The 23,586-nt window shown below is 72.4% G+C and carries 20 protein-coding genes and 1 tRNA gene; 8 read left to right on the forward strand and 13 right to left on the reverse strand.

Translation table 11 applies throughout. The annotated features are described in order from the left end of the window. Positions 1 to 461: 461 nt before the first annotated feature. Positions 462 to 2,546, forward strand: a complete 2,085-nt coding sequence (locus tag ACGF8B_RS13190) for a WD40 repeat domain-containing serine/threonine protein kinase (RefSeq protein ID WP_392737568.1) — start codon at positions 462 to 464, stop codon at positions 2,544 to 2,546. A 233-nt stretch (positions 2,547 to 2,779) separates the two neighbouring features. On the opposite strand, the gene ACGF8B_RS13195 is transcribed toward ACGF8B_RS13190, so the two are convergent. Further along, positions 2,780 to 3,889 (reverse strand): alkene reductase, encoded by a 1,110-nt coding sequence (locus ACGF8B_RS13195; protein ID WP_392737570.1) that lies wholly within the window; start codon positions 3,887 to 3,889, stop codon positions 2,780 to 2,782. A gap of 172 nt (positions 3,890 to 4,061) precedes the next feature. Here ACGF8B_RS13195 and ACGF8B_RS13200 point away from each other — a divergent pair, with 172 nt between their 5' ends. Further along, complete coding sequence (locus ACGF8B_RS13200) at positions 4,062 to 4,577, forward strand: MarR family winged helix-turn-helix transcriptional regulator (protein WP_392737572.1); 516 nt, start codon at positions 4,062 to 4,064, stop codon at positions 4,575 to 4,577. 19 nt (positions 4,578 to 4,596) lie between these two features. Here ACGF8B_RS13200 and ACGF8B_RS13205 read toward each other — a convergent pair whose 3' ends face one another. The 6 genes from ACGF8B_RS13205 to ACGF8B_RS13230 all read right to left on the reverse strand — a co-directional run bounded on the left by ACGF8B_RS13205 (position 4,597) and on the right by ACGF8B_RS13230 (position 10,710). After that, on the reverse strand, positions 4,597 to 5,658 hold the full coding sequence (locus tag ACGF8B_RS13205; protein WP_392737574.1) for an aminotransferase class V-fold PLP-dependent enzyme: 1,062 nt from the start codon (positions 5,656 to 5,658) through the stop codon (positions 4,597 to 4,599). 249 nt (positions 5,659 to 5,907) lie between these two features. Then, the gene (locus ACGF8B_RS13210) at positions 5,908 to 6,627 is read right to left on the reverse strand and encodes a DsbA family oxidoreductase (RefSeq protein ID WP_384761202.1); all 720 of its coding nucleotides are present in this window, start codon (positions 6,625 to 6,627) and stop codon (positions 5,908 to 5,910) included. A gap of 407 nt (positions 6,628 to 7,034) precedes the next feature. Next, on the reverse strand, positions 7,035 to 7,805 hold the full coding sequence (locus ACGF8B_RS13215; protein ID WP_392737576.1) for an HAD hydrolase family protein: 771 nt from the start codon (positions 7,803 to 7,805) through the stop codon (positions 7,035 to 7,037). 261 nt (positions 7,806 to 8,066) lie between these two features. Further along, positions 8,067 to 8,582, reverse strand: a complete 516-nt coding sequence (locus ACGF8B_RS13220) for a hypothetical protein (protein ID WP_392737578.1) — start codon at positions 8,580 to 8,582, stop codon at positions 8,067 to 8,069. Further along, positions 8,582 to 9,193, reverse strand: a complete 612-nt coding sequence (locus ACGF8B_RS13225; RefSeq protein ID WP_392737580.1) for a DUF1349 domain-containing protein — start codon at positions 9,191 to 9,193, stop codon at positions 8,582 to 8,584. The genes ACGF8B_RS13220 and ACGF8B_RS13225 overlap by 1 nt, the downstream gene beginning before the upstream one ends. Then, entirely contained in the window at positions 9,190 to 10,710 is a 1,521-nt protein-coding gene (locus tag ACGF8B_RS13230) for an aldehyde dehydrogenase (NADP(+)) (RefSeq protein ID WP_392737582.1), read from the reverse strand. The genes ACGF8B_RS13225 and ACGF8B_RS13230 overlap by 4 nt, the downstream gene beginning before the upstream one ends. Positions 10,711 to 10,915: 205 nt before the next feature. Here ACGF8B_RS13230 and ACGF8B_RS13235 point away from each other — a divergent pair, with 205 nt between their 5' ends. The 3 genes from ACGF8B_RS13235 (at position 10,916) to ACGF8B_RS13245 (ending at position 14,698) form a co-directional block, all read left to right on the forward strand. Continuing rightward, positions 10,916 to 11,686 carry an IclR family transcriptional regulator gene (locus ACGF8B_RS13235; protein ID WP_342287150.1) on the forward strand — a complete coding sequence of 257 codons (771 nt, stop codon included), beginning with the start codon at positions 10,916 to 10,918 and terminating at the stop codon, positions 11,684 to 11,686. 159 nt (positions 11,687 to 11,845) lie between these two features. Continuing rightward, positions 11,846 to 13,297 carry a peptidoglycan D,D-transpeptidase FtsI family protein gene (locus tag ACGF8B_RS13240; protein WP_392737584.1) on the forward strand — a complete coding sequence of 484 codons (1,452 nt, stop codon included), beginning with the start codon at positions 11,846 to 11,848 and terminating at the stop codon, positions 13,295 to 13,297. Between the two features lie 144 nt (positions 13,298 to 13,441). Further along, entirely contained in the window at positions 13,442 to 14,698 is a 1,257-nt protein-coding gene (locus ACGF8B_RS13245; RefSeq protein WP_392737586.1) for an MFS transporter, read from the forward strand. On the opposite strand, the gene ACGF8B_RS13250 is transcribed toward ACGF8B_RS13245, so the two are convergent. Continuing rightward, on the reverse strand, positions 14,681 to 15,859 hold the full coding sequence (locus ACGF8B_RS13250; RefSeq protein WP_392737588.1) for a hypothetical protein: 1,179 nt from the start codon (positions 15,857 to 15,859) through the stop codon (positions 14,681 to 14,683). The genes ACGF8B_RS13245 and ACGF8B_RS13250 overlap by 18 nt on opposite strands. Beyond that, positions 15,856 to 16,815 carry a 5-dehydro-4-deoxyglucarate dehydratase gene (locus tag ACGF8B_RS13255; RefSeq protein WP_392737589.1) on the reverse strand — a complete coding sequence of 320 codons (960 nt, stop codon included), beginning with the start codon at positions 16,813 to 16,815 and terminating at the stop codon, positions 15,856 to 15,858. The genes ACGF8B_RS13250 and ACGF8B_RS13255 overlap by 4 nt, the downstream gene beginning before the upstream one ends. A gap of 246 nt (positions 16,816 to 17,061) precedes the next feature. Between ACGF8B_RS13255 and ACGF8B_RS13260 the strand changes: the two genes are divergently transcribed. The 3 genes from ACGF8B_RS13260 (at position 17,062) to ACGF8B_RS13270 (ending at position 19,442) form a co-directional block, all read left to right on the forward strand. Further along, positions 17,062 to 17,871 (forward strand): NAD-dependent epimerase/dehydratase family protein, encoded by an 810-nt coding sequence (locus ACGF8B_RS13260; RefSeq protein ID WP_392737591.1) that lies wholly within the window; start codon positions 17,062 to 17,064, stop codon positions 17,869 to 17,871. Between the two features lie 64 nt (positions 17,872 to 17,935). After that, the gene (locus tag ACGF8B_RS13265; protein ID WP_342287156.1) at positions 17,936 to 18,154 is read left to right on the forward strand and encodes a hypothetical protein; all 219 of its coding nucleotides are present in this window, start codon (positions 17,936 to 17,938) and stop codon (positions 18,152 to 18,154) included. A gap of 76 nt (positions 18,155 to 18,230) precedes the next feature. Further along, positions 18,231 to 19,442 (forward strand): TerD family protein, encoded by a 1,212-nt coding sequence (locus tag ACGF8B_RS13270; protein WP_392737593.1) that lies wholly within the window; start codon positions 18,231 to 18,233, stop codon positions 19,440 to 19,442. Positions 19,443 to 19,548: 106 nt separating this feature from the next. Here the strand turns inward: ACGF8B_RS13270 and ACGF8B_RS13275 are convergent, their stop codons facing one another. From ACGF8B_RS13275 to ACGF8B_RS13290, 4 genes are all read right to left on the reverse strand, one after another. After that, positions 19,549 to 19,779 (reverse strand): hypothetical protein, encoded by a 231-nt coding sequence (locus ACGF8B_RS13275; protein ID WP_037711258.1) that lies wholly within the window; start codon positions 19,777 to 19,779, stop codon positions 19,549 to 19,551. 78 nt (positions 19,780 to 19,857) lie between these two features. Continuing rightward, a complete protein-coding gene (locus ACGF8B_RS13280) occupies positions 19,858 to 21,438 on the reverse strand; it encodes a TROVE domain-containing protein (RefSeq protein ID WP_392737595.1) in 1,581 nt (526 codons plus the stop codon). 355 nt (positions 21,439 to 21,793) lie between these two features. Then, positions 21,794 to 21,863, reverse strand: a tRNA-Asn gene (locus ACGF8B_RS13285). Between the two features lie 135 nt (positions 21,864 to 21,998). Continuing rightward, positions 21,999 to 23,483: an alkaline phosphatase PhoX gene (locus ACGF8B_RS13290; protein ID WP_392737597.1), complete on the reverse strand. Its 1,485-nt coding sequence runs from the start codon at positions 23,481 to 23,483 to the stop codon at positions 21,999 to 22,001. Between the last annotated feature and the right edge of the window lie 103 nt (positions 23,484 to 23,586).

The raw sequence follows: 23,586 nt of genomic DNA on the forward strand, positions 1-23,586 counted from the left end.
ACGGACTACGGCTGAGTACCAGTACTCCAGCCGGAGTTCTTCATCAGCGCTGGTCAACGGCGTGGGCGTGGAGCGCGCAGCGGGCTGGAACGGGGGTGGGCGGTCTTTGCCCGGGCATCTGGCGAACACGTGGGCGCGCTGCTTGTAGTGGCAACGGCGGGCGCGTACTCGGTGGCGGCGACGCCGGTGGGACCACGCCGTCGCATGCGGCCAACGGCAGTTGTGTGATGTCGGGCGGGAACACCGGGGGACAGAATCTCGGTGGCGAGGACGCCGCGCCCGAGCCCACGGCGACGGACGAACCCACTCGTCTCCTGCGGGTAATCAAGCCCGTGGCCCAGGAGTTGGGTTGTGGAATGATCCGGGCCAGGCTCGCACGTCTCGACAGTCGCGGGCCGTCGTCGAGCAGAGGCTTGGAGAGTCATGATCCGCTGCACCGCATCCACCGAAGCGCTCGCGGGATGACGGGGAGGCCAGACCCGGCCGGTGACATACCGGCGGAGATCGGTCCGTACCGGCTGGAAAGGCTGCTGGGCGAGGGCGGGATGGGCCGCGTGTACCTGGGACGCACGCCCGCCGGAAGTGCCGTGGCCGTCAAGGTCGTCCACCGTGCGTATGCCGCGGACCCGGAATTCCGCAAGCGGTTCGCGCTGGAGGTCGCGGCGGCCCGGCGCGTCCAGGGGCTCTACACCGTGCCCGTCGTCTCGGCGGACCTGGACGCCGGGGAACCCTGGCTCGCCACGGCCTACGCCCCCGGGCCCTCCCTCCAGCAGGCCGTCGGTGAACGGGGGCCGCTGCCCGCCGAGGAGGTCCTCGCGCTGACGGCCGGGGTCGCCGAGGCGCTGGAGACCATCCACGCCGCCGGAGTGATCCATCGCGACCTGAAACCCTCCAACATCGTCCTCACCGCCGACGGACCCAAGGTCATCGACTTCGGCATCGCCCGCGCCGCGGACGTCACCGCCGTCACCGCCACGGGCATGCGCGCCGGAACGCCGGCCTACATGGCTCCCGAGTACATCCGGGGGCAGCAGGTCACCGAGGCCGGTGACGTCTTCGCACTCGGCCTCGTCGCCCATTTCGCCGTCACCGGACGGCTCGCCTTCGGCGGCGGCAGCGACCACGGAGTGGCGTACCGGATCCTCGAAGCGGCGCCCGACCTCGACGGCTGCCCCGAGTCCGTGCGCCGCGTCGTGGCCCGCTGCCTGGAGAAGGACCCGGCACGGCGGCCGACGCCCGCCGAGGTCGTCCGGCTCTGCGGCGGGGCGGAGACAGCGGGCACCGGTGACGGCCGCACGCCCACCGTCGTGTCCGCGCCCCCGGTGACCGGCCCGGACGCGCCCACCGCCACCGCGCCGGCGCGCACCCCCGCACCGGACGCCGACCCCGCCACCCCGTCCAATCCGTCGTACGCCGCCCTGCTCGGCGTCGTCGGTGTCATCGCCCTGGCCGCCGTTCTGGTCGCGGTGCTGCTTCCCTCGTCGGAGGAACCCCCGAAGAGCAAGCGGCCGTACCCCGTGGTCGCGGCGACCGCGATCTTCGCCAAGAGGACCAGCGGCATCGCGTTCAGCCGGGACGGCAGGACGCTCGCCACCGGCGGCGAGGACGGCAAGGTCAGACTGTGGGACGTCGCCACCCGCAAGGTGCGCACCACGCTCACCGAGAAGGACTATTCGGGGGAGCCGCTGAACGTCCTCAACGTGGTGTTCAGCGCCGACGGGAAGACCCTGGCCACGAGGACCCACAGCGTCCTGGTCGGTGTCTGGGACGTGGCGGGGCGACGGGAGATCCGCCGCATCAAGGACCATGCCTATTCCATCGCCCTCAGCCCCGACGGGGGGCGGATCACCCTCGGCAACATCACCGGGGCCAACCTGTGGGACGTCAACAGCCGCAGTGAGCGCCCGCGCGCCCACTTCACGCAGGAGGTGCGCGTGACGGACATGGCGTTCAGCCCCGACGGCAGGACCCTCGCCTCCGTCGGCGACGCCTCCGACAAGCGCAACTACCCGGACAACGAGCCGGCCAAGCTGTGGGATCTCACCCGGATCGATCCGAGGCCCTACGGCCAGGGCGACCCCCGCCGCAACCTCGCCCTTGAGGACGTCACCTACGCCGTCGCGTTCAGCCCCGACGGCAAGACCCTCGCCACCGGCGGGCCGGGCGGCGACGTGCGGCTGTGGGACGTGGCCACCGGCCGCCTCAAGGCCACCCTCGCCAACCGCCTCCTTGAGGCCCGGGACCTGGCGTTCAGCCCCGACGGCCGCAGCCTCGCCGTCACCGCCGACGGCGGGGTGCTGCTGTGGAACCTGGCCGCCCGCAGACCGAGCGCCATCCTGACCGACGACGACACCGGCTACGGCGACGACGAGATCCGGGAGCTGGCCTTCAGCCCGGACGGACGGTTCCTCGCGGGCAGCACCGCCGGGGGCGTCGACGAACCCGACGAAGATTCCGACACCCCGGACGAGTACGGCCCCCCGGACGACGCCGAGGCGAACAACGGCGTACGGCTGTGGAAGGTCCCGTCGGGGTCCGCTCCTTGAGCGTTCCCGCCCTGACCGGGAGTCAGGACGGTTGCGGGTTCGGCCGGCTCGCGACCCTGCCGTGGTGGGACATCACCGTTCAGCGCACCGCCTCCGGCACCGGGCCGGGGGACCTCCGCCCGGACACGGAATCGACGGCGCGGCCGAAGGGGAAGCCGTACGGGCGGGAGCCGTGCTCCTCGCGCCCCGGCGGCTTCCCCCTCGTTCCCGCCCCGACGGCCGTCGACCTCACCTCAGCCGACGCCACCGCCCTGTTCCCGAACGGCCTGGACCCGGACGTCGTCCAGCGCCGGGTAGTCGACGTACCCCTTCGCACTCCCGCCGAAGAACGTGGACGGGTCCGGGGTGTTGAACGGGCCGCCGGCCTTCAGCCGGGCCGGCAGGTCCGGGTTGGCTATGAACAGGGCGCCGTACGCGATGATGTCGGCGAGTCCGTCGTCGACCACCGAGTGGTCGTCCGGTCCGGTCGGGCCGTCCGTCAGCGCGCTGAGGACGAAGGTGCCGGAGAACTGCTTGCGCAGCGCGAGGGTCAGTTCGCGGATCTGCACCGCCTCCAGGACATGCAGATAGGCGAGGCCGAGCGGCTCCGTCTCCCGTACCAGCGCGGTGTACACGGCGTCCGGCGCGGGCTCGTCGATGTCGTTGTACGGGTTCCCGGGCGAGATCCGCAGCCCGGTCCGCTCCGCGCCGATCTCGGCGGCGACCGCCTTGACCACCTCGACGGCGAACCGGATGCGGGCCTCGTCCGAGCCGCCCCACTCGTCGTCGCGCAGGTTGGTGTTGGGGGCGAGGAACTGGTGGATGAGATAGCCGTTGGCGCCGTGCAGTTCGACTCCGTCGAAGCCGGCGTCGATCGCGTTGCGGGCGGCCGCCGCGAAGTCGGCGACGGTCTGCCGGACCTCGTCGCCGGTCAACTCGCGCGGGGTGGTGAAGTCCGCCATGCCGGTGCCGGTGAAGAGCTGTCCGGCGGGCCTGACCGCTGACGCGCTGACCGGGGTCAGGCCGTCCGGCAGCAGGTCCGGGTGGCCGATCCGGCCGGCGTGCATCAGCTGGGCGAAGATCCGGCCGCCCGCCGCGTGCACCGCGTCGGTGACCTTGCGCCAGGACGTGACCTGCTCCGCACTGTGCAGCCCGGGGGTGGAGGGGTAGCCCTGGCCCACCGCCGACGGCTGGACGCCCTCCGTGATGATGAGGCCCGCCGAGGCGCGCTGTGCGTAGTACTGGGCGACGAGATCCGTGGCGGTGCCGCCCTCACCGGCCCGGCTGCGGGTCATCGGAGCCATCGCGATGCGGTTGGCGAGCCGGGTGCCGGAAAGGTCGATCGGGTCGAATGCGGTGGTCATGAGGACTCCCGGACTATTCATGTGGTTGGCCGGACTATTTATGTGGTCGGCCAATTATCTGCGCCGACGTCACTGTAGCCCATTACTTGGCCGACCAATGTAAAGTGGACGGAAAGCCGCCGGAGCCCGGCATCCGAGCCGGGGCCGTAGCGTCGTCCCGAGGAGTCACCCCATGAAGGCCGAACCCGCCGGACCCGCAGACCCCGCCTGTCCGGGCCTGCCGAGCGCGGCCCTCGGCGGCCCCGTCAGCCATGCGCTGGCCCGGGTAGCCCGGCTGCACCGGATCGCCGCGGGCAAGCTGCTCAAGGGGCTCGGGCTCTATCCGGGTCAGGAGTTCCTGATGATGTGCCTGTGGGATGCCGGTGCGGTGCGCCAGGCCGAGCTGATCAAGGCCGTCGACCTCGACCCCTCCACCGTCACCAAGATGCTCCAGCGCCTCGAACAGACCGGGCACGTGCGCCGCCGCCCCGACCCGGACGACCGCAGGGCCGTCCTGGTCGAGGCCACCGACGACAGCTGCGCGCTGCACTCCGACGTGCAGCGGGCCTGGACGGACCTGGAGGACCACACCCTCGCCGGTCTCGAACCCGCCGAACGCGAGGAGCTGACCCGGCTGCTCGCCAAGGTCGAGGCGAACCTCTGCCGGGAGGCCGGAGCAGGGGCCGGGGACTGCCCCGGCCCCTGCTGAACCGTTCCGGCGGGCGCGGTCAGCGGGCGAGTACGTCCAGCACCCGGTCCACGTCCGCCTGCGTGTTGTACAGGTGGAAGGCGGCGCGCAGACTTCCCGCCCGGTTCGCGACCACCACCCCGGCCCGCGCGAGCTCCGGCTCCCGCGCGCCCAGTCCGGGCACGGCCACGATCGCCGACTCCCCCGGCACCGCCTCGTGCCCGAGCCCGGCCAGCCCGGCCCGCATGCGGGCGGCGAGCCCGGTCGCGTGGGTGTGGACGGCGTCCACACCGACCTCGTTCAGCAGCGCGAGGGACTGTTCGGCGCCGTGGTACGAGAGGAAGGCGGGCGGTTCGTCGTAGCGGCGCGCGGTCCCGGAGAGCTGCCCGACCGGACCGTACGTGCTGTTCCAGGGGTCGGCGGCGGCGTACATGCCGGCGAAGAGCGGCGGCAGGGTCCACTGTGCCTCCTCGGTGACGGTGAGGAACGACGCACCGCGCGGTGAGAGCAGGAACTTGAACCCGCCGGTGACGGTGTAGTCGTACTCCCCGGCGTCCAGCGGCAGCCAGCCGGCCGACTGGGTGGTGTCGAGCAGCGTCCGGGCACCATGGGCACCGGCCGCCGCCCGCACCGCCTTCAGATCGGCGATCCGCCCGTTGGACGACTGAACGGAGGACAGGGCGACGAGCGCGGTGTCCGGCCCCACCGCGTCGGCCAGCCGGTCCAGCGGGGCGTACCGCATCCTCAGGTCGCCGCGGACCGCGAAGGGACTGACGACAGAGCTGAACTCGCCCTCGGGCGCCAGGACTTCGGCCCCCGGCGGCAGCGCGGCGGCGACCAGCCCGACATGCACGGAGACCGAGCTGCCGACGGCGACCCGGTCGGCGTCGACCCCGGACAACCGGGCGAAGCCGGACCGGGCCGCCTCCACCGCCTCGAAGTCGCCGGAATCGGCCCGGCTTCCCGAGCCGATCGCCTCGGCGAGCGCCCGTACGGCCGCCACGGTCCGCCGGGGCAGCAGCCCGCAGGTGGAGGTGTTGAGATAGGTCGTCCCCGGCGCGAACTCGGCGTCCACCGCACTGCTGAGCGAAGTAGTCTCCATGCGCCCAGCCTGGGGCCCCCTCACCTCCCGGTCAATCACGAAAAGTTGAGGGGAACACCCAAGCACCGCTTGTACCTGCCCCCGGGACAGCACCGTTCCACGCCGGGCACCGTTCTGCGCCGGGCACCGTTCTGCGCAGGGTGCCGTTCCACGCCGGGCGCCGTTCCACGCCGGGCACCGTTCCACGCCGGGCGCCGTTCCACGCCGGGCGCCGGACAGCGCCGTTCGCGCACGGCCCGGGGACGGGCCTCAGGCGTTGCCGCCGGCCTGCGGGACCTCGCAGGCGCCGTCGGCGTCGCACGCCGCCGCGTCGCCGCCGATCGCGGTGAGCGGGCGGTCCTTCCACGCCTGCTCCAGCGCCTGGGCGAAGACCTCGGCGGGCTGGCCGCCGGAGATGCCGTAACGCCGGTCGAGCACGAAGAACGGCACCGCGTTGGCACCCAGCTCGGACGCCTCCCGCTCGTCGGCCCGCACCTCGGCCGCGTACGCCTCCGGGTCGGCGAGAACGGCGCGCGCCTCGTCGGCGTCGAGCCCGGCCTCGACGGCCAGCTCGACCAGCACGCCGCTGTCGTAGACGGACCGCTCCTCGGCGAAGTTCGCCCGGTAGGCGAGGCTCAGCAGCTCGTCCTGGCGGCCACGGGCCTTGGCCAGGTGGAGCAGCCGGTGGATGTCGAAGGTGTTGCCGTGGTCACGGCCCTCGGTGAGGTAGCCGAGCCCCTCGGCCTGCGCGTTGGCCGCGACGTTCGCCTCCATGGACTGCGCCTCTTCACGGGTGCGCCCGTACTTCTGCGCCAGCATGTCGATGACCTGCGCGGTGTCCCCCTTGGCCCGGCCGGGGTCGAGCTCGAAGGACCGGTGCACGACCTCGACCTGGTCGCGGTGGGCGAATCCCGCCAGGCCCTTCTCAAAGCGGGCCTTCCCGATGTAGCACCAGGGGCAGGCTATGTCGCTCCAGATCTCGACGCGCATGTCTCTTCTTCTCTCCGTGTCCTCGTACGTACCGCTGTTGTCGTACGCAACGCTGTTCTCGTACGTACCGCTCAGGGCGCGGAGCCACCCTCCGCTCCCGTCGACAACGCGGGAGCGGACCTCCACATTCCCGGCCCTGCGGACATCCCTCCGAGCAGCGTGGATCATCTCGACCGGCCGGTCCGCACACGGTCCGGATGCGCACGATGTCGTCCTCGGCGGCATCGGCCGGTCCCGTGGCGGGCTGAGTACCGAGGTCCACTCGGCGATCACCTGCGGCTACGGCACATCCACGCGGTCGTCCCGCAGCCCGTTGACCGGATCCGCAACCGGCGACGGCGTGGTCGGCGAGGCGGCCGGCCACCCGGCTTCGGCCCGCGTGCCCGAGCTGGGCCGGGACACGGCCCTCAGTCTCCAGGCGTCGCTGCGGCGAGCCTGGAGATCTCCGCGGCGACGGCCTCCGGGTCGGGGGCGGTGGTGACGTGGGCGACGTCGTCCAGACCGGGGTGGGTGCCGACGCGGACGGAGTGCTGTGCGTTTCGCAGCAGGTCGAGGTCGTTGATGTCGTTGCCGAAGGCTTTGTACTGGTCGATGCCGAGCGAGGTGAGGGCCTGCCACTTGTTCGTGGCGCCCGGGGCGAAGTCGATGATCGCCTCGTCGAGGTGGTGGTTGACCGTCATCCCGAGTACGCGACCGGCCTCGGCGAGGGCTGCCATGTCGGTCGCGTCGACCACGAGGAACTTCACGACGGCGGGGAGGTCGGCGAGGTCGACCCGGCGCGCGAGGCGGCCCTGGTCGACGCGGCCGAGGATCGGGTGGTCGGCCGGCCCGGTGTAGGCGTAGTCCCAGGGGCCGTCCGCGAGGTAGCCCGCCCGGAACCGGTCGGCCTCGACCAGCAGCTTGCCGAGGTCGCCCGCGTCGAACGCGGCCCGCGCCCGGACCCGGCCGTCGACCGAGACAAGACTGCCGTTCCCGCCGATCAGGGTGGCGCCGGGGAAGGCTCCGTCGAGGACGGGCAGGAGGTCGCGAACCGGCCGGGCGGAGGCGAATACCAGCTGGTGACCAGCGTGCTCGCAGTCCTCGATGGCAGCCAGGATCCGGCGGTCGATGGTCCGGCCGTCGAAGCAGAGTGTGCCGTCGATGTCGAAGACCATGGTGCGGGCAGTCGAAGTGATCACGACCAGATCGTATCGGGCGGTGCCGACCGATACGTTCGCCGGACTTGATGCCTGGCCGCGCGCTGCGCGCGACGAGCCCGCGCTTGCAGCCCTCCTTGCCGCGATCGACCGGGTTCGGCCCGGTCAGCGAACCCCCTTCCGGCGCGAACGGGGCCGCGTCGACGATCGCCGAGGTCCGGTCCACCTCGCCCCGGGCCCCGGGGGGCCGTCCGGCACCGCCCGGTGCAGCCGACGCCGCCCGGCCCGCGGCCCGCCCCGTCGTCACTCCCCGTCGTCGAGCTCGACGATCGGCCGGTCGGCGACCACCGCGGCCAGGACCATCGGCGCGTCACCGTCGCACTGGTTGAGGGAGACCGCGACCCACCGGCCGTCCACCGGCCCCCAGACCCTCAGGTCCCCGAGGCAGTCCGTGTCGCACAGCGCCCGGTACAGCGGGGGCAGGGGCTCGCCCGCGAGATCGCGGAAGATCGGCACCCGCATGCCCGCCGTCCGGTGGGCGCCCCACCTGCGGTCCAGCTCGCCCACGAGATCGGCGAGATGTCCGGTGGCGGCCTCCTCGGCCTCCTCCCACTCGCGCTCGTACACACCCACGAGATCGTCGCTCTCCCAGAGCGGCACGATCCGGAAGCCCTCACCGGCGGTCGCGGACCACTCCCCGGTGTCCGGCTCCCCCTCGTCGACCGTCGGGCCCGTGGCGGGCACCGGACCGGTGAGCAGCGCCTCGATGTCGGACACCGCGCGGCCGGTCCCGAACGTCTCCCCCGCCCGGGCGGTCATCAGCTTCCGTCCCGCAGGTCGTCCGGAGCCGTCGCGCGGAACTCGATCCGGTCGAAGGATGCCTCGCAGCCGTCACCCGTCGGCGACTGGACCAGGAAGCCCACCGAGGCGTCGGCCGCGTGCTCCGGGTCGCCCAGGGCGAAGACGCGGACGAAGGTCCACTTCTCGCCGTCGGCGGAGGCGTGGAAGGCGAACGCGTCGCCCGTGCGGCTCAGGCGCAGCCAGCAGCTGTCGGCGTCCACGGTGAAGGAGTTGACGTCGTCGGAGCGGCCCCGGGTGACGACCGTGCAGACGGTGGGGCGGTCCGGGGAGAGCTCCAGGCAGAGCTTGGCCCACTCCCGTTCCCCGACGTGCAGGTAGAGCACCCCGGCGTCGAAGGCGGCCGCGAAGCCGACCCGGACCCGGGCGATCAGCTGGAAGTCGCCCCGGGGCGCGGCACCGAGCAGGCGGGGGGCGTCGCTCGCGGGGTCTGGAGAGGCTCCGCCCGGCGGTACGAACCGGTCCTGGCGGGCGCCCGCCCTGCCGGTCAGTACGCCGTCCTCGTACATCCAGCTGCCCTCGGGCCCGAACGGACTGAGCTCGAAGGGGAGTTCGGGCAGGTGCGGGGTCATGCGCGGCGTCCGTCCACCCGGCGGGGAAGGCCCTGGGGGTTGTCCTCGCGCAGCTCCGGCGGGAGCAGGGCCTCGGGGGTGGTCTGGTAGGTGACCGGGCGCAGCCAGCGTTCGACCGCGGTGGCGCCGACCGAGGTGGAGGTGGAGGTGGCGGCCGGGTAGGGGCCGCCGTGGTGCTGGGCGGGGGCGACGGCGACGCCGGTCGGCCAGCCGTTGACGAGGACCCGGCCGGCCAGCGGGGTGAGGGCCGCGAGGAGTCCGGGGGCGTCGGCGTCGGCGCCGTCCGTGGCGGTCTGGAGGGTGGCGGTGAGGTTGCCGGGGAGCCGGGAGAGCACGGCGGTGACCTCGTCGTGCGAGGTGTAGCGGGCGACCACGGTGACCGGGCCGAAGCACTCCTCCAGGAGCTCGTCGTGCGGGCCCTCGGCGGTGAGCAGCCGCGCCGGTACGGTGAGGAAGCCGGCCGAGACGGTGTGGTCGCCGCCCGCGCCGGGAGTGACCGGGGCCTGGACGCCGGGGAGTTCGGCCCGGGTCCGGATGCCCGCGAGGAAGGCGTCGCGCATCCGGTGGTCGAGCAGGACCGCGGCCTCGGTGTCGCTGACCGCGGCGGTCAGCGACTCCAGCAGCCGGTCGCCGGTCTCACCGGCCGGGGCCAGGACGAAGCCGGGCTTGGTGCAGAACTGGCCCGCGCCCATGGTCATCGAGCCGCCGAGCCCGGCGCCGATCTCCTCGGCGCGCTCGGCGGCGGCCGCCGAGGTGACGACGACGGGGTTGAGGGAGCCCAGCTCGCCGTGGAACGGGATGGGGCGGGGGCGGGCCGCCGCGGCGTCGAACAGGGCGCGGCCGCCGCGCACCGAGCCGGTGAAGCCGGCGGCGGCGACCAGCGGGTGCCGGATCAGCTCGATGCCGGCGTCGAAGCCGTGCACCAGGGTCAGGACGTCCTCGGGCAGGCCGGCCTTGGCCGCCGCCCTGCGCAGCACGGAGGCGCAGAGTTCGGAGGTGGCGGGGTGGTCGGGGTGCGCCTTGACGACGACGGGGCAGCCGGCCGCCAGCGCGCTCGCGGTGTCGCCGCCGGGGACGGAGAAGGCGAGCGGGAAGTTGCTGGCCGCGTAGACGGCGACGACGCCGAGCGGGATCTTGTAGCGGCGCAGGTCGGGCCAGGGCGGGGTGCGGGTGGCGTCCGCGTGGTCGATGTGGATGTCGAGGTAGGCCCCCTCGTCGACGACCTCCGCGAAGGCCCGCAACTGGGCGGCGGTGCGGGCGAGTTCACCGGTCAGCCGGGCCGGTCCGAGTGCGGTCTCGGCGTCGGCGGCCTCGATGACGTGTTCCCCGGCCTCGGTGAGCAGATCGGCCGCGATGCGCAGGAAGGCGGCACGCACGGTGCGGTCGGCGAGCGATTCACGTACCGCGTGGGCGGCCCGGACCGCGCGGTCGACCTCCTCCGCTGTAGCCTCCACCGCAACCTGCTCGCGCGGGTTCCCGGTGCGGGGGTCGACGCTCCAGACTGGTGCTGCTGCCACCGTGATTCCTTCCGCTCCACTGCCGCACATCAGAGTTTGTTCGGTATTCTGAACAGAGTTCCTGATCGTGAATATGAAGCGACTCTATTTCCGGGCGTTCGATGTTGGCAAGGAGCCGCCGGATTCCGGAAGTCGCCCGCTTCGAGAAGTCGTCGGGTGCAGGAAGTCTCAGGGTTTCGCAAGTGGGCTGGAAGGGCGTGGGGCGATGTCGGTTGCCGAATCCGGTGGAGGACAGGTCAAGTCCGCCGTGCGGACGGTGGAACTGCTCGAATACTTCGCGGGGCGGCCGGGCATGCACTCGCTCGCCGCGGTGCAGGAGGCCGTCGGCTATCCCAAGTCCAGCCTGTACATGCTGCTGCGCACGCTGGTGGAGCTGGGCTGGGTGGAGACCGACGCGACGGGCACGCGGTACGGGATCGGCGTACGGGCCCTGCTGGTGGGCACCTCGTACATCGACGGCGACGAGGTGGTCGCGGCGGCCCGTCCCACCCTGGACCGGCTCTCCGACGACACCACGGAGACCATTCACCTGGCCCGTCTCGACGGGACGAACGTGGTGTACCTCGCCACCCGGCAGTCCCAGCACTATCTGCGCCCGTTCACCCGTGTCGGACGCCGGCTGCCCGCGCACTCCACCTCGCTCGGCAAGGCGCTGCTGGCCACCCACAGCGACGAGCAGGTCCGCAAGCTGCTCCCCGAGACGCTGCCCGCGCTGACCGAACACACCATCACCGACCGCGAGAAGCTCATCGAGGAGCTGCACATCGTCCGCGAGCAGGGGTACGCGGTGGACCGCGAGGAGAACACCCTCGGGCTGCGCTGCTTCGGCGTCGCGATCCCGTACCGCACCCCCGCCCGCGACGCCATCAGCTGCTCGGTGCCGGTCGCCCGGCTCACGCCCGCGCACGAGCAGATGGTGAAGGACGCGCTGTTCGACGCCCGGGACCGGCTGACGCTCGCCACCCGGAGGCTCTGACACCGCCGCCCGGACGACGGGCCCGGCGGCGGTGCCCGCGGGGCCTGTGCCCTGGCCCGCACCTGTGCCCTGGCCCGCACCCGGGCCCGTCATGAGAAACCGGTGAGAATCACCGCATTCGGGAACGGTGCGCGGCGCCCCGCTCGTCGTCCGGGCGGGATGAACAGAACGATCAGGCGAGCCTCGGTCTTCTGCCTGCTGCTGGTTCTCGCCCTGCTGGGGCGGGCGACCTGGGTGCAGGCGTACCAGACACGGGCGCTCGCAGACGACGAACACAACCGGCGGAACACCATCGCGCAGTACGCGCGGCCGCTCGGCGACATCATCGTGGCCGGGAACCCGGTCACCGGATCGAAGAGGACGGTGGGCAGCGACCTCGCGTACAAGCGCACCTACACACAGGGCGAGCTGTACTCGGCCGTCACCGGCTACAGCTCGCAGGCGTACGGCGCCACCCAGCTCGAAGGGATCTACAGCCATGTGCTGGACGGCACCGACGACCGGCTGAGGAACCCGCTGAGCGCGGTGACGCGCAAGCAGGCCGCGCCGGGCAACGTCCTGACGACGATCGACCCGGACGTGCAGAGGGCCGCGTACGAGGCGCTCGGCGACGACAAGGGGGCGGCGGTCGCGATCGACCCGAGGACCGGCCGGATCCTGGGCATGGTCTCCACCCCCTCCTACGACCCGTCGAGGATCAGCGGGACCACGGACGGCGAGGACTGGCAGCGGCTGCTCGACGACGAGGACAAGCCGATGGTCAACCGCGCGCTGCGGCAGCCGCTGGCGCCCGGTTCGACGTTCAAGCTGGTGGTGGCGGCCGCGGCGCTGGAGGACGGGCTGTACGGCTCGGTCGACGAGCGCACGGACAGCCCCAATCCGTACACGCTGCCCGGCACCAGCACCGTCCTGAGCAACGAGAATCCCTCGGCGCCCTGCGAGAACGCCACGTTGCGCACCGCACTCCAGTACTCCTGCAACAACGTCTTCGCGAAGGCCGCCGTCGACCTCGGTCAGGACAAGGTCAGGGCGATGGCGGAGAAGTTCGGCTTCAACACCGACAGGCTCGACGTGCCGGTACGGGCGTCGAAAAGCGTCTACCCGACCGGCATGGACCGCCCGCAGACGGCGCTCACCGGCATCGGTCAGTTCGAGGTCACCGCGACGCCGTTGCAGATGGCCATGGTCTCGGCCGCCCTCGCCAACGGCGGCGAACTCGCCGCTCCGCACATGGTGTCCGCCGTGACCGACTCCAAGGACAACCCGCTCCAGGAGTTCGCGGACGGTGACACCGAGCGGGTCGTCTCCGAGTCCACCGCCGAGCAGCTGCGCAGCGCCATGGTGACCGTCGTCGAGGAGGGCACCGGCACCAACGCCCGGATCGCCGGGGCCGAGGTGGGCGGGAAGACGGGCACCGCGCAGAACGGCGTGGGCAACAGCAAGAGCCCGTACGCCTGGTTCACCTCGTACGCGAAGGACGCCGCCGGCGGCAAGGAGGTCGCGGTCGCCGTGGTCGTCGAGGACTCGGGGGCGGCACGCTCCGAGATCAGCGGCAACGGCCTGGCGGCGCCGATCGCCCAGAAGATGATGAAGGCGGCGCTGGCGGACTGATATCCGGCATGCGGGACACCCCTTAGGGCCCGGTGGGGGAGGCGCTCCCCCACCGGGCGCGCGATAGGGCATTCTCCCGATGCCGCCGGGCCTCCTCGGTCGGCAGCCTTGCCCCATGACGAAGTCGCTGGTCGGGAGGGTGCGGTGGGTGTCGTGGGTGCGTTGAGCGGGTCGGCGACGGTGCGGGTGCTGCGGGACCGTACGGCGGGACTGTTCCTGGCGGCGGTCGTCGTCTCGGGTTTCGGGACCTCCGCGATGTGGCTCGCGGCCGGGGTCTGGGTCAAGTCCCTGACCGGATCGGACAGTCTGGCGGCGCTCGCCGTGTTCGCCATGTGGCTGCCGGTGCTGGTCGGGCCGGCGCTCGGGACGATCGCCGACCGGATCCCGGGCAGGCGGCTGCTCGTCCGGGTGAATCTCGTGATGGCGGGGCTGCTGGCCTCGCTGACGACGGTCGGCCCGGCGGGCCGGGTCTGGCTCCTGTTCGCCGTGCTCGTCCTGTACGGGGCGAGCTTCGTACTGATGGAGGCGGCCGAGTCGACGCTGGTCGCCGGGGCCGTGGACAAGCGGTTGCTGGGCGATTTCAACGGGCTGCGGATGATGGCCGGCGAGGGCATGAAGCTGCTGGCGCCGCTGGCCGGTGCCGGGCTGTACGCGAGGTTCGGGGGCGGGGCGGTGGCGTTGCTGGACGCGGCGTCGTTCGTGCTGGCGGCCGGCGTCTACGCGCTGCTGCCGGCCCCGCTGCCGCACCCGGCCGGGGCGGCCCGGGCCGGCCGGCGGGGCGAACTGACCGCGGGTGTACGGCAGGTGTGGGGTTCACCGGTGCTGCGGCCGCTGGTGCTCGCCGGGTCGGTGACGATGCTGTGCGCGGGGCTCAACGGGGCCGCGATCTACGCCGTGGTGGACGAGGGGCTGGGGCACTCCCCCACGTACGCGGGTGTGCTGTACGCGGTGCAGGGCGCCGGGTCCGTCGCGGTCGGGCTGCTGGCCGGTCCGCTGCTGCGGCGGCTTCCGGAGCGGGTGTTCACGGCGGCCGGGATCGCGCTGTTCGCGGTGGCGGTGGGGGCGCGGGCGCTGCCGTACGACGCGGTGGCGCTGGCGGCGAGCGCGGCCGTCGGGATCGGGCTGCCGTGTGTGCTGATCGCCGCGATGACGGCGGTGCAGCGGGAGGCCCCGGCGGCCGTGCTGGGCCGCACCGCCGCGAGTGCCAACACCCTGCTGATGGTGCCGAACGCGGTGGCGCTGGCGCTCGGCGCGGGCCTGATCGCGCTGGTGGACATCAGGGTGCTGCTGCCGCTGGTCGGCGCGGCCGCGCTGCTGACGGCGCTCCTGCTGGTGAAGGGCCGGCGGGGAAGGCTGACGGACTCCCCCACCGGCCCGGCTCCTTCACCGGCCGAGGCGTGAGAGCGCCTCGGTGACGGCCCGCAGGTCGGGCGACGAGGCCAGCCCCGCGTGGTACAGCCGCAGTTGGTCCGCGCCGAGCGATGCGGCGTGCGCCGCGTCCCGCTCCAGCGTGGCGGGGCTGCCGCCCATCCCCGTGACCACGCCGAAGTTGGCCGCGAGCACGCCGCCGCGCCCGGCGAACGGGCCGAGCACGGCCTCGCGCGCCGCGTCGCCGCCGGTGCAGGGCAGCACCACACCGTCCGCCACGGAGAGGATGTGTTCCGGGTCGACGCCGACGTTCGCGCCGGTGCGGTGGGGCTCGGGGTCGGCGTGCAGCAGCACCTGGAACCCCGGCTCCGCCGCCGCCCGCACGGCGGCGACCACGGATTCCTGGAGCGTGCGGGCGACCGTGCCGCGCCACCGGAGGGTGGCTTCGGCGAGGTCGGCGCCCAGGAGCTTCCCGATGCCCGCCAGGCCGGTCTCCGGTGAGCCGGCACCGGCCCAGGCCGGTTCCAGCGCGCCGCGCACCGCCGCGGCCAGCTCGTCGGCGTCCAGCCCCTGTCCGGCATAGCCGGTCCGGCAGGCGGGGCAGAAGCAGAGCGACATCAGGTACTGCGCCGCGTCCCCCAGCCCCACGCCCGCGATCTTGTCGTGGGCGTGCAGATGGGCGAAGCCGTACCAGCCGCAGGACTCCAGCTCGGTGCCGCGCGCACCGGCACGGACCGCCGCCTCCGCCGCCAGATCGATCAGGTACTCGCGGACCGCCGCCCCGGCGATGCACGGCGCCCAGGGGTAGCGGTCACCGTACGCGTTGACCACGGAGGTGTCCGGGTGTTCGGCGCCCAGCCGGGAGTTGTGCGCCAGGACCACCCAGGTGTGGACCTCCAGACCGGCTCCGGCGAGGGCCTCTGCGGCCTCGGCGAACGCGTCGTCCGAGGCCACCCAGGACTGCTCGTGCGGTCGCAGCCCGCGCCCCGCCCACCGGGCGGCGTCCGGCGGGTAGAGCACCGCGGCGTGCCCGGCGGTGACGATGCGGTGCCCGGGGTGGCGCGGGGTCAGCGCCCGGGTGGAGTGGTAGGCGGCGGCGAGCGTCACCTGCCCGACGCCCAGGTCCGCGACGCGGGCGGCCGCGTCCGGGTCGCCGACGACGTCCCAGGGGTAGAGGAAGGCCGAGGTCTTCACCCGCGCCGCTCCTGCCCGTACTTCTCCAGCAGGGCACGGCCGCGGGCGATGATCGCGGTGAGCTCCTCGATGTGGGCGGCGGGCGGCTCGGTGAGCGGGGTGCGGACCCCGCCGACGTCCAGGCCGCCGAGCCGGACCCCGGCCTTGACGAGCGAGACGGCGTAGCCGCGGCCCTTGGCGCGCAGCTCGACGAGCGGCCGGTAGAAGTGGTCGAGGAGCGCGCCGGTCAGTTCGTCGTCGCCGGAGTCCAGCGCCCGGTAGAAGGCCAGCGCGATGTCGGGCGCGAAGGCGAAGACGGCGGAGGAGTAGAGGTCGACGCCGATGCCCCGGTAGGCCGGGCCGGTCAGCTCGGCGGTGGGCAGTCCGTTGAAGTACAGGAAGTCCCCGCCCGGCAGCTCGGTGCGCACGGCGCTGACGATGCGCTGCATCAGGTCGAGGTCGCCGTAGCCGTCCTTGAGACCGATGATGCCCGGCGTGGTGGCCAGTGCGACGACCGTGGCGGGGGTGAAGACGGCGTTGTCGCGCTGGTAGACGATCGTCTCCAGCGAGGTGGCCGCGGCGAGCGCGGTGTAGTGGCCGAGCAGCCCCTCCTGGTCGGCGACGACGAGGTACGGGGGCATGGCGAGAAGCCCGTCCGCGCCCGCCTCCTCGGCGAGCTTCGCGTACTGGATCGCGAGCGCCGTGCCGTATCCGGCCCCCGCGACCACGGGTACCTCTCCGGCGGTCTCCTCCACGGCCGCGGCGACGACGCGGTGGAACTCCTGGGGCGTGAGCGCGTGGAACTCACCGGTGCCGCAGCAGGCGAAGACCGCCGCCGCACCGGCGTCGACGCCGGTGCGCACATGGGCGCGGAAGGCATCGAGGTCGACGTCGCCGTCCGGTCCGTACGCGGTGACGGGGAAGAAGAGCGGCCCGGCGACACGGCCGAGTCGGGCGGCAAGAGGGGCTGATGTCACTGGCGCTCCCTGAGCGGTTCAGGCGTGCACAATTCTGATCGGCGTCCATATTCATGAACGCCCACACGCTAAGGCAGCCGCCAGCCGCAGGTCAAGGAGAGGAACGGCCGAGGTGGCCGGTGCCAACCGCGGAGCGATCGGCACCGGGTGAGCGGCACCCCACCCCGGCCGCACACTTGACTCCGCACTCCAGGACTTCTTAGCTTGTCCACACATATGAATGCCGTCCGTGGAGGAGATCCGCGCATGCCCGCTCCCCGCACCGTCCTGCTCACCGGCGCAGCCGGCGGCCTCGGCACCCTGATGCGCGGACTCCTGCCCGCGTACGGCTACGACCTCCGCCTCCTGGACGTCGTCCCCGTGGACGGCGAGCCGGACGCGATCGCCGCCGACCTCGGCGACCGGGAGGCACTGCGCGAGGCCGTGCGGGGCGTCGACGCGATCGTCCACCTCGCGGGCATCTCCCTGGAAGCCACGTTCGACAAGATCCTCAGGGCGAACATCGAGGGCACGTACAACCTCTACGAGGCCGCCCGCGAGGAGGGCGTGCCGCGCGTCGTGTTCGCCTCCTCCAACCACGTCCTCGGTTACACCCCCCGCCCGCTCCCCGGCGACCCGCTGATCCCCGTCGGCGCCCCGCGCCGCCCCGACACCTTCTACGGCCTGTCCAAGTCGTTCGGCGAGGACCTCGCCCAGCTGTACTGGGACCGGCACGGCATCGAGACCGTCTCGGTGCGCATCGGCTCCTGCTTCCCCGAGCCGACCTCGGTACGGATGCTCTCGGTCTGGATGAGCCCCGCGGACGGCGCCCGGCTCTTCCACGCCGCGCTCACCGCCGAGGACGTGCGGCACACCGTCGTGCACGGCTCCTCCGACAACACCCGGCTGTGGTGGGACCTGACGACGGCACGCTCACTGGGGTACGAGCCGCAGGACGACTCCGAGCCGTACGCGGCCGGGCTCATCGCCGAGCAGGGCGAACTGGACCCGGACAACCCCGACCACGCGCACCTCGGCGGCCACTTCTGCACCGACCCGCCGATCTGGCCGCGCTGACCGCGGCCCGGGGCCACCGAAAACCGCGCGACAGGGCGCCGCACTGCGGGCAGGATGCGGAGCCATGCCGAGACCTTCCGGATTCCTGTACGAGCAGCACGGCGACGCGAGCGTCACCATCACCCACCACGGCCGCCCCGCGGGCACCCTGCGCGGCGGCCGGGCGGAGAAGTTCCTGGCGGAGGTGGGATCCGGGGACGCGCAACTGGTGATGGCCCGCTGGACGGGGGCGTACAAGCACGGCAACGAGCGCACCGCCCGCAACCATCCGCGCAACCGCTGACGGGTCCCGGCGGAGCCGGCCGGCCGGGCCGGAAAAGTAAGGGAACGGCAAAGCGGGGTCGTTCGTTACCCCGAGCATGACCGCTATGACCCCCGGCTCGAACATCCCTCTCTCCGCCGCCCGCGTGGCAGTGGACGTCTCCGCACCCGTGCGGCTCGACGTTTCGGGCCTGCTGCTCACCGCAGACGGCAAGGTGCGCTCCGACGACGACTTCATCTTCTACAACCAGCCCAGCGGCCCCGGTGTGACCTACCGCTCCGGCGGCGGCACCGCACCGGACGCGATCGTGGTGGACACCACCGCGGTCCCGCCGGGCATCGAGAAGATCGTCGTCACCGCGAGCCCGGACGCGGCGGGCCAGACCTTCCAGGGCATCGAGCCCACCGCGACCGTGCGCAACGCCGACGACGGCAGCGTGCTCGCCACGTTCACCCCGCCCCGGCTGGGCGCCGAGACGGCGCTCGTGGTCATCGAGGTCTATCTCCGCAACGGCGCCTGGAAGGCCCGCGCGGTCGGCCAGGGCTATGCCAACGGGCTGGCCGGCATCGCCACCGACTTCGGCGTCTCGGTCGAGGAGGAGCCCGCCGCCGCCCCGGCGCCCGCGCCGGTGGCGCCCCCGATGCCCGCCGCCGCCCCGGTCGACCCCCGGATCGCCGCGCCCCCGGCACCCGCCGCCCCGCCGGCCCCGCCCGCACCCGCGTCCGCGCCCGGCAAGATCAACCTGGACAAGGGGCGGGTCAGCCTCCAGAAGAACCAGACGGTGTCCCTGGTCAAGGGCGGCCGGCCGCTGCTCTCCCAGGTCAAGATGGGTCTCGGCTGGGAGCCCGCGTTCCGGGGCAAGGACATCGACCTCGATGCCTCCGTGATCGCCTACGGTCCCAACCGCAACCACCTGGACAGCTGCTACTTCGGCAAGCTCTCCATCCTGAACGGCGCGATCAAGCACTCCGGCGACAACCTCACGGGCGAGGGCGCGGGTGACGACGAGGTGATCGTCGTGGACCTGGGCCGGATCCCGGCGGAGGCGACCGGTCTGGTCTTCACGGTCAACTCGTTCACCGGCCAGAAGTTCACCGAGGTCGCCAAGGCCTACTGCCGGCTGCTCGACGCGACCACCGGCGAGGAGCTGGTCCGCTTCGACCTGACCGGCGCCGAGCCGCAGACCGGCGTGATGATGGCCAAGCTGATCAAGCAGTTCTCCGGCGAGTGGGAGATGACGGCGATGGGCGACTTCGTGAAGTCGCGCACCGTCCGCGGCATGGTGAAGCCCGCCGCCCAGTCGCTGTAGCGCGGCAGCGGGCTCCGGATACGCATTCAGGGGCACCTGTCGGCTGCAGGTGCCCCTGAATCCGGAGAGCGTGACGGGAAAACGCCGCGCGTGCTCGCCGCCGCTCTCAGAGCTTGGTCAGCTTGGAGTACGGGCTCAGGATCCTCCCCTGCCGCCCCGAGAAGTCGATGAGCACCGCGTCGTTGTCGCCCTCGACGGCGAGGACGCGGCCGAGTCCGAACTGATCATGCGACACCCTGTCGCCCACATCGAACAATTCGACCGGTGGGGCCGCCTGGGCCGGGCGGTTGAAGGGACTGGAAGGCAGGTGGCGCCGGGATCCGGCTGACTGTTTCATTACCTTGAGTATGCGCCCTGGGAACGCCCGACGCCATGCCCGTTCATCTCAGGGGGCGCACTGATACCGGATTCGTGATCAGCGGATCCAGGGCCAGTCCGCGTCACGGCCCGCTTCCAGCAGCGGCACCAGACGGAACGCCGCGTCCGAAAGACCCCCGAAGGTGTGGCGCATCCCGTCCCCCGAGGGGGCGTGTCCCACCCGGTATCCGGCCAGGTTCCAGGTGTAGACGGGCACCGTGGCGGGCACCGCCGCGACGGCGTCGGCGGCGTACGAGAACGACGCCTGCTCGTCGGTGACGATCAGCACCCGGTCGTGGCCCCGGAAGTGCCGGCGCACCGCCTCCTCGGTGTTGGTGCCGCCGAGCTCACCGAAGCGCCCCAGGACCTTCAGCACGGACTCGCTCCGGCGAAATGTCACCGGTGAGCTGTTCGTACCGAACTGCACCAGATCGGCATCGGCCGCCCGCAGTGCCAGAGCCGTGCCGAAGATCGCGGCGGCGTCGGCCCGGTTGAGCTGCGAGCGGTCCGAGAGCGGCGACCACATCGAGCCCGAGCGGTCGACCAGGACCAGCGTCCGCCCCGGCAGGGCGGGCACGTTGTCCAGCGAGTGGCCGAGCGCCTGCTCCAGCGGGTGGGCCCAGCGCAGCGAGGGCGCGTGCTGGTAGGCGGCGAGGTAGCGGAACGGGAACTGCTGGGACGCGGCGACCGCGGCCGGGTCGCAGATCCGCTCCGCCACCCGCGCGGCGACCTCGTCCGAGACACCCGCCTCGTCGAAGTTGCGCAGATTGCGGATGAGCGCCATCGCGCCCATCGACGGGATCATCGCTTCCCAGGCGGTGGCGTCCATCGGCCCCTGCAACCAGCCCGCCAGGGCCTCCCAGGTCATGCCCGCGGCGGCCAGCCGGTCCGCCCCGTCGGCGCTCTCGACCACGGCCCGGCGCTCCTCCACGGGCAGCTCCATCAGCGCGCGGTGGGCGTTCAGGACCCGGTCCGAGACCGGCACCACGGCCGCCTCGGGGTGGTGGCGGCGGTCGAGGGCGTACCGGAACAGCTCGCCCTGCCACGGCTTCTGCGGGTCGGGCGAGGCATGCACCAGGTTCAGGATGTCGCCGAAGCGGTAGCCCTTGGACGCGGTGTCGTACTTCAGCAGCGACCTGCCGTTGTAGAGCCGGCGCACGGCATCGGCGATGCCTCGCTTGACCGGCTTGGGCACGGCCCGGCCGTAGCGGGAGGTCCAGTACCCGAGGAGTTCACCGGGCTCGTCGGCGCGCAGCAGGACGGAGTCGACGACCTGGCGGTTGGCCGGTCCGTCCTCGGCGCCCGCGTCCAGCCGCGCCTTCACGTACTCGGCGGCGCCGACGATCGAGGCGGTGCGCATCCGGCCGTCGCGGCGCAGCCAGTGCAGCAGGCCGGCGGTCCACTCGGGATCACCGACGGCGAGCACCCGCACCAGTTCGGCGAAGCGCTCGTCGCGCTGCTCGCCGTCCTCGTAGAAGGTCTGCTGCGAAACGAAATTGGCGACCGCGAGCAAGAAGAGTTCGGAGCGGTTGTCGCGCAGATGTCCCCGGCCGCCCTGATGGGTCGGCGCGGTGCGCCCGGTCGTCCGCACGGGCGAGGCGACGTGGGGCCTGGTGGTGCGGGTGTTGAAGCGTGCCATGAGAATTCCCCCGAATTCGTTGGGGAAAGGCACAGCGGAAGAGGGTGCCCGAGATCAGGAGTCGGCGACGGGCTTACTGATGCTCTACCCGATTGAGCTACCGGCCGTGGCCGGGCGGGACTCGAACCCGCAACCGTCAGTTCAATGGAAGTATCCGTCGCCTGCGCACCGGGCACCCCCCGGCGTCTGTGCCTCCCGAGATCAGAGTCGGCGGCGGCGGGTTCGTGAGAGGAAGTAGCCGCAGCCTGCGCACCGGGAGGTGCGATGCAGTCGTGCTGATGAAGTTGTGGTGCCCAGAGTTCAAGGTCGGCGGAACCGACGAAGGTGCTCTGCCGACTGAGCTACACCGGAACGGATCCGGTGGCGGGACTCGAACCCGCGACATCCCCATTAACAGTGGAAGTAGGTCCTGCCTGCGCACCTGGGCACGGACAGGACTCTAGAGGGATGCCCGTCCGGCGCGCGAGGGAATTACGCGCGCCGGCCGGAGAGGACGCCATTGCCGGACATCCGGCGACGGCCCGTCAGCGACGGTTCGGCCGGTGCTTGGCGACGGCCCGTCAGCGACGGTTCGGCTGACGCTTCCACGGGCCGGTGATCGCGAGCATGATGCCCGGCGTCTGGATGTTGGCGTACAGCGTCCTGCCGTCGGGCGAGAACGTGACCCCGGTGAACTCGCTGTACTCCGGGTCCTCCTCGCTGCCGATGTTCAGCTCGTTGCGCGCGATGGGGTAGGTGCGGCCGCTCTCGGTCGCGCCGAAGAGGTGCTGGACGCCGTCGCCGTCCTCGGCGATGACCAGGCCGCCGTACGGCGAGACGGTGATGTTGTCCGGACCGTCGAAGGCGCCGTCCTTCGACGGGTCGGCGTTCACGCCGAGGAGCACCTTCAGCGTGAGCGTGCGGCGCTTGGGGTCGTAGAACCAGACCTGGCCGTCGTGCTGGACGGGGCTCTCGGAGCGGGCGAACGAGGAGACGATGTAGGCGCCGCCGTCGCCCCACCACATGCCTTCGAGCTTGCGGGCGCGGGTGACCTCGCCCTCGGCGAACTGCTTGCGCACCGAGACCGACCTGGCGTCACGGTCGGGGACGTCGACCCAGTCCACGCCGTACACCGTGCCGATCTTCGTGGCGCGGGACAGGTCGTCGACGAACTTGCCGGTGCTGTCGAAGCACTTGGTGGCCTGGAGGACGCCGGCGTCGTCGGCGAGCGTGCGCAGCTTGCCGCGGCCGTGCCGGAAGCCGTGCGGCGGAACCCAGCGGTAGAGCAGTCCGTTGGGGCCCGAGGCGTCCTCGGTCAGGTAGGCGTGCCCCTGCTTGGGGTCGATGACGACGGCCTCGTGGGCGTACCGGCCGAACGCCTTGATCGGGCGCGGGGCGCGGTTGGCGCGCTTGTCGTACGGGTCGACCTCGAAGACGTAGCCGTGGTCCTTGAGCAGACCGTTCCTGCCGGCCTTGTCCTCGGTCTCCTCGCAGGTGAGCCAGGTGCCCCACGGGGTGGCGCCACCGGCACAGTTGGTGGACGTGCCGGCGATGCCGACCCACTCGGCGGTACGGCCGTCCCGGCGGGTCTCCACGACGGTGCAGCCGCCGGCCGCGACCGGGTCGTAGACGAGGCCGTCGGTGAGCGGCACGGGGTGCTCCCAGTCGGCCCGGACGCCGCTGAGCTCGTGGTTGTTGACGAGCAGGGTGACGCCGCGCGGGCCCTCGAAGCTGGCCGTGCCGTCGTGGTTGGAGGGGGTGAACTCGCCGCTCTCCAGCTTGGTGACCCCGCAGTGGGTGATGACCCGGTACGAGAAGCCGGCGGGGAGCGCGAGCAGTCCCTCGGGGTCGGCGACCAGCGGCCCGTAGCCGGGCTCACGGCCGTGCCCGTGACCGTGGTCGTGATCGTGATCGTGGTCATGACCGTGACCGTCGTGGCCGTGCTTCGAGTCCCCGGCGGCCAGGGCGCCCGGCGCGGTGGCGAGGGCCGCGACGGTACCGGTCAGCGCGATGCCGGCACCGGTGAGGGCGGACTGTTTGGTGAATTCCCTGCGCGTGAAGGACATCACGTACTCCTGGGACAGCTGGGCGGGTGGTTGGCGCGCCCACATTCGCGCCTCCGCGCCAACACCAGTTGAACTACGGGCGACGCCGGGGGGCATCCTTCCT

The sequence above is a fragment of the Streptomyces sp. NPDC047917 genome, from assembly GCF_043204345.1.
Lineage (GTDB): Bacteria > Actinomycetota > Actinomycetes > Streptomycetales > Streptomycetaceae > Streptomyces > Streptomyces sanglieri.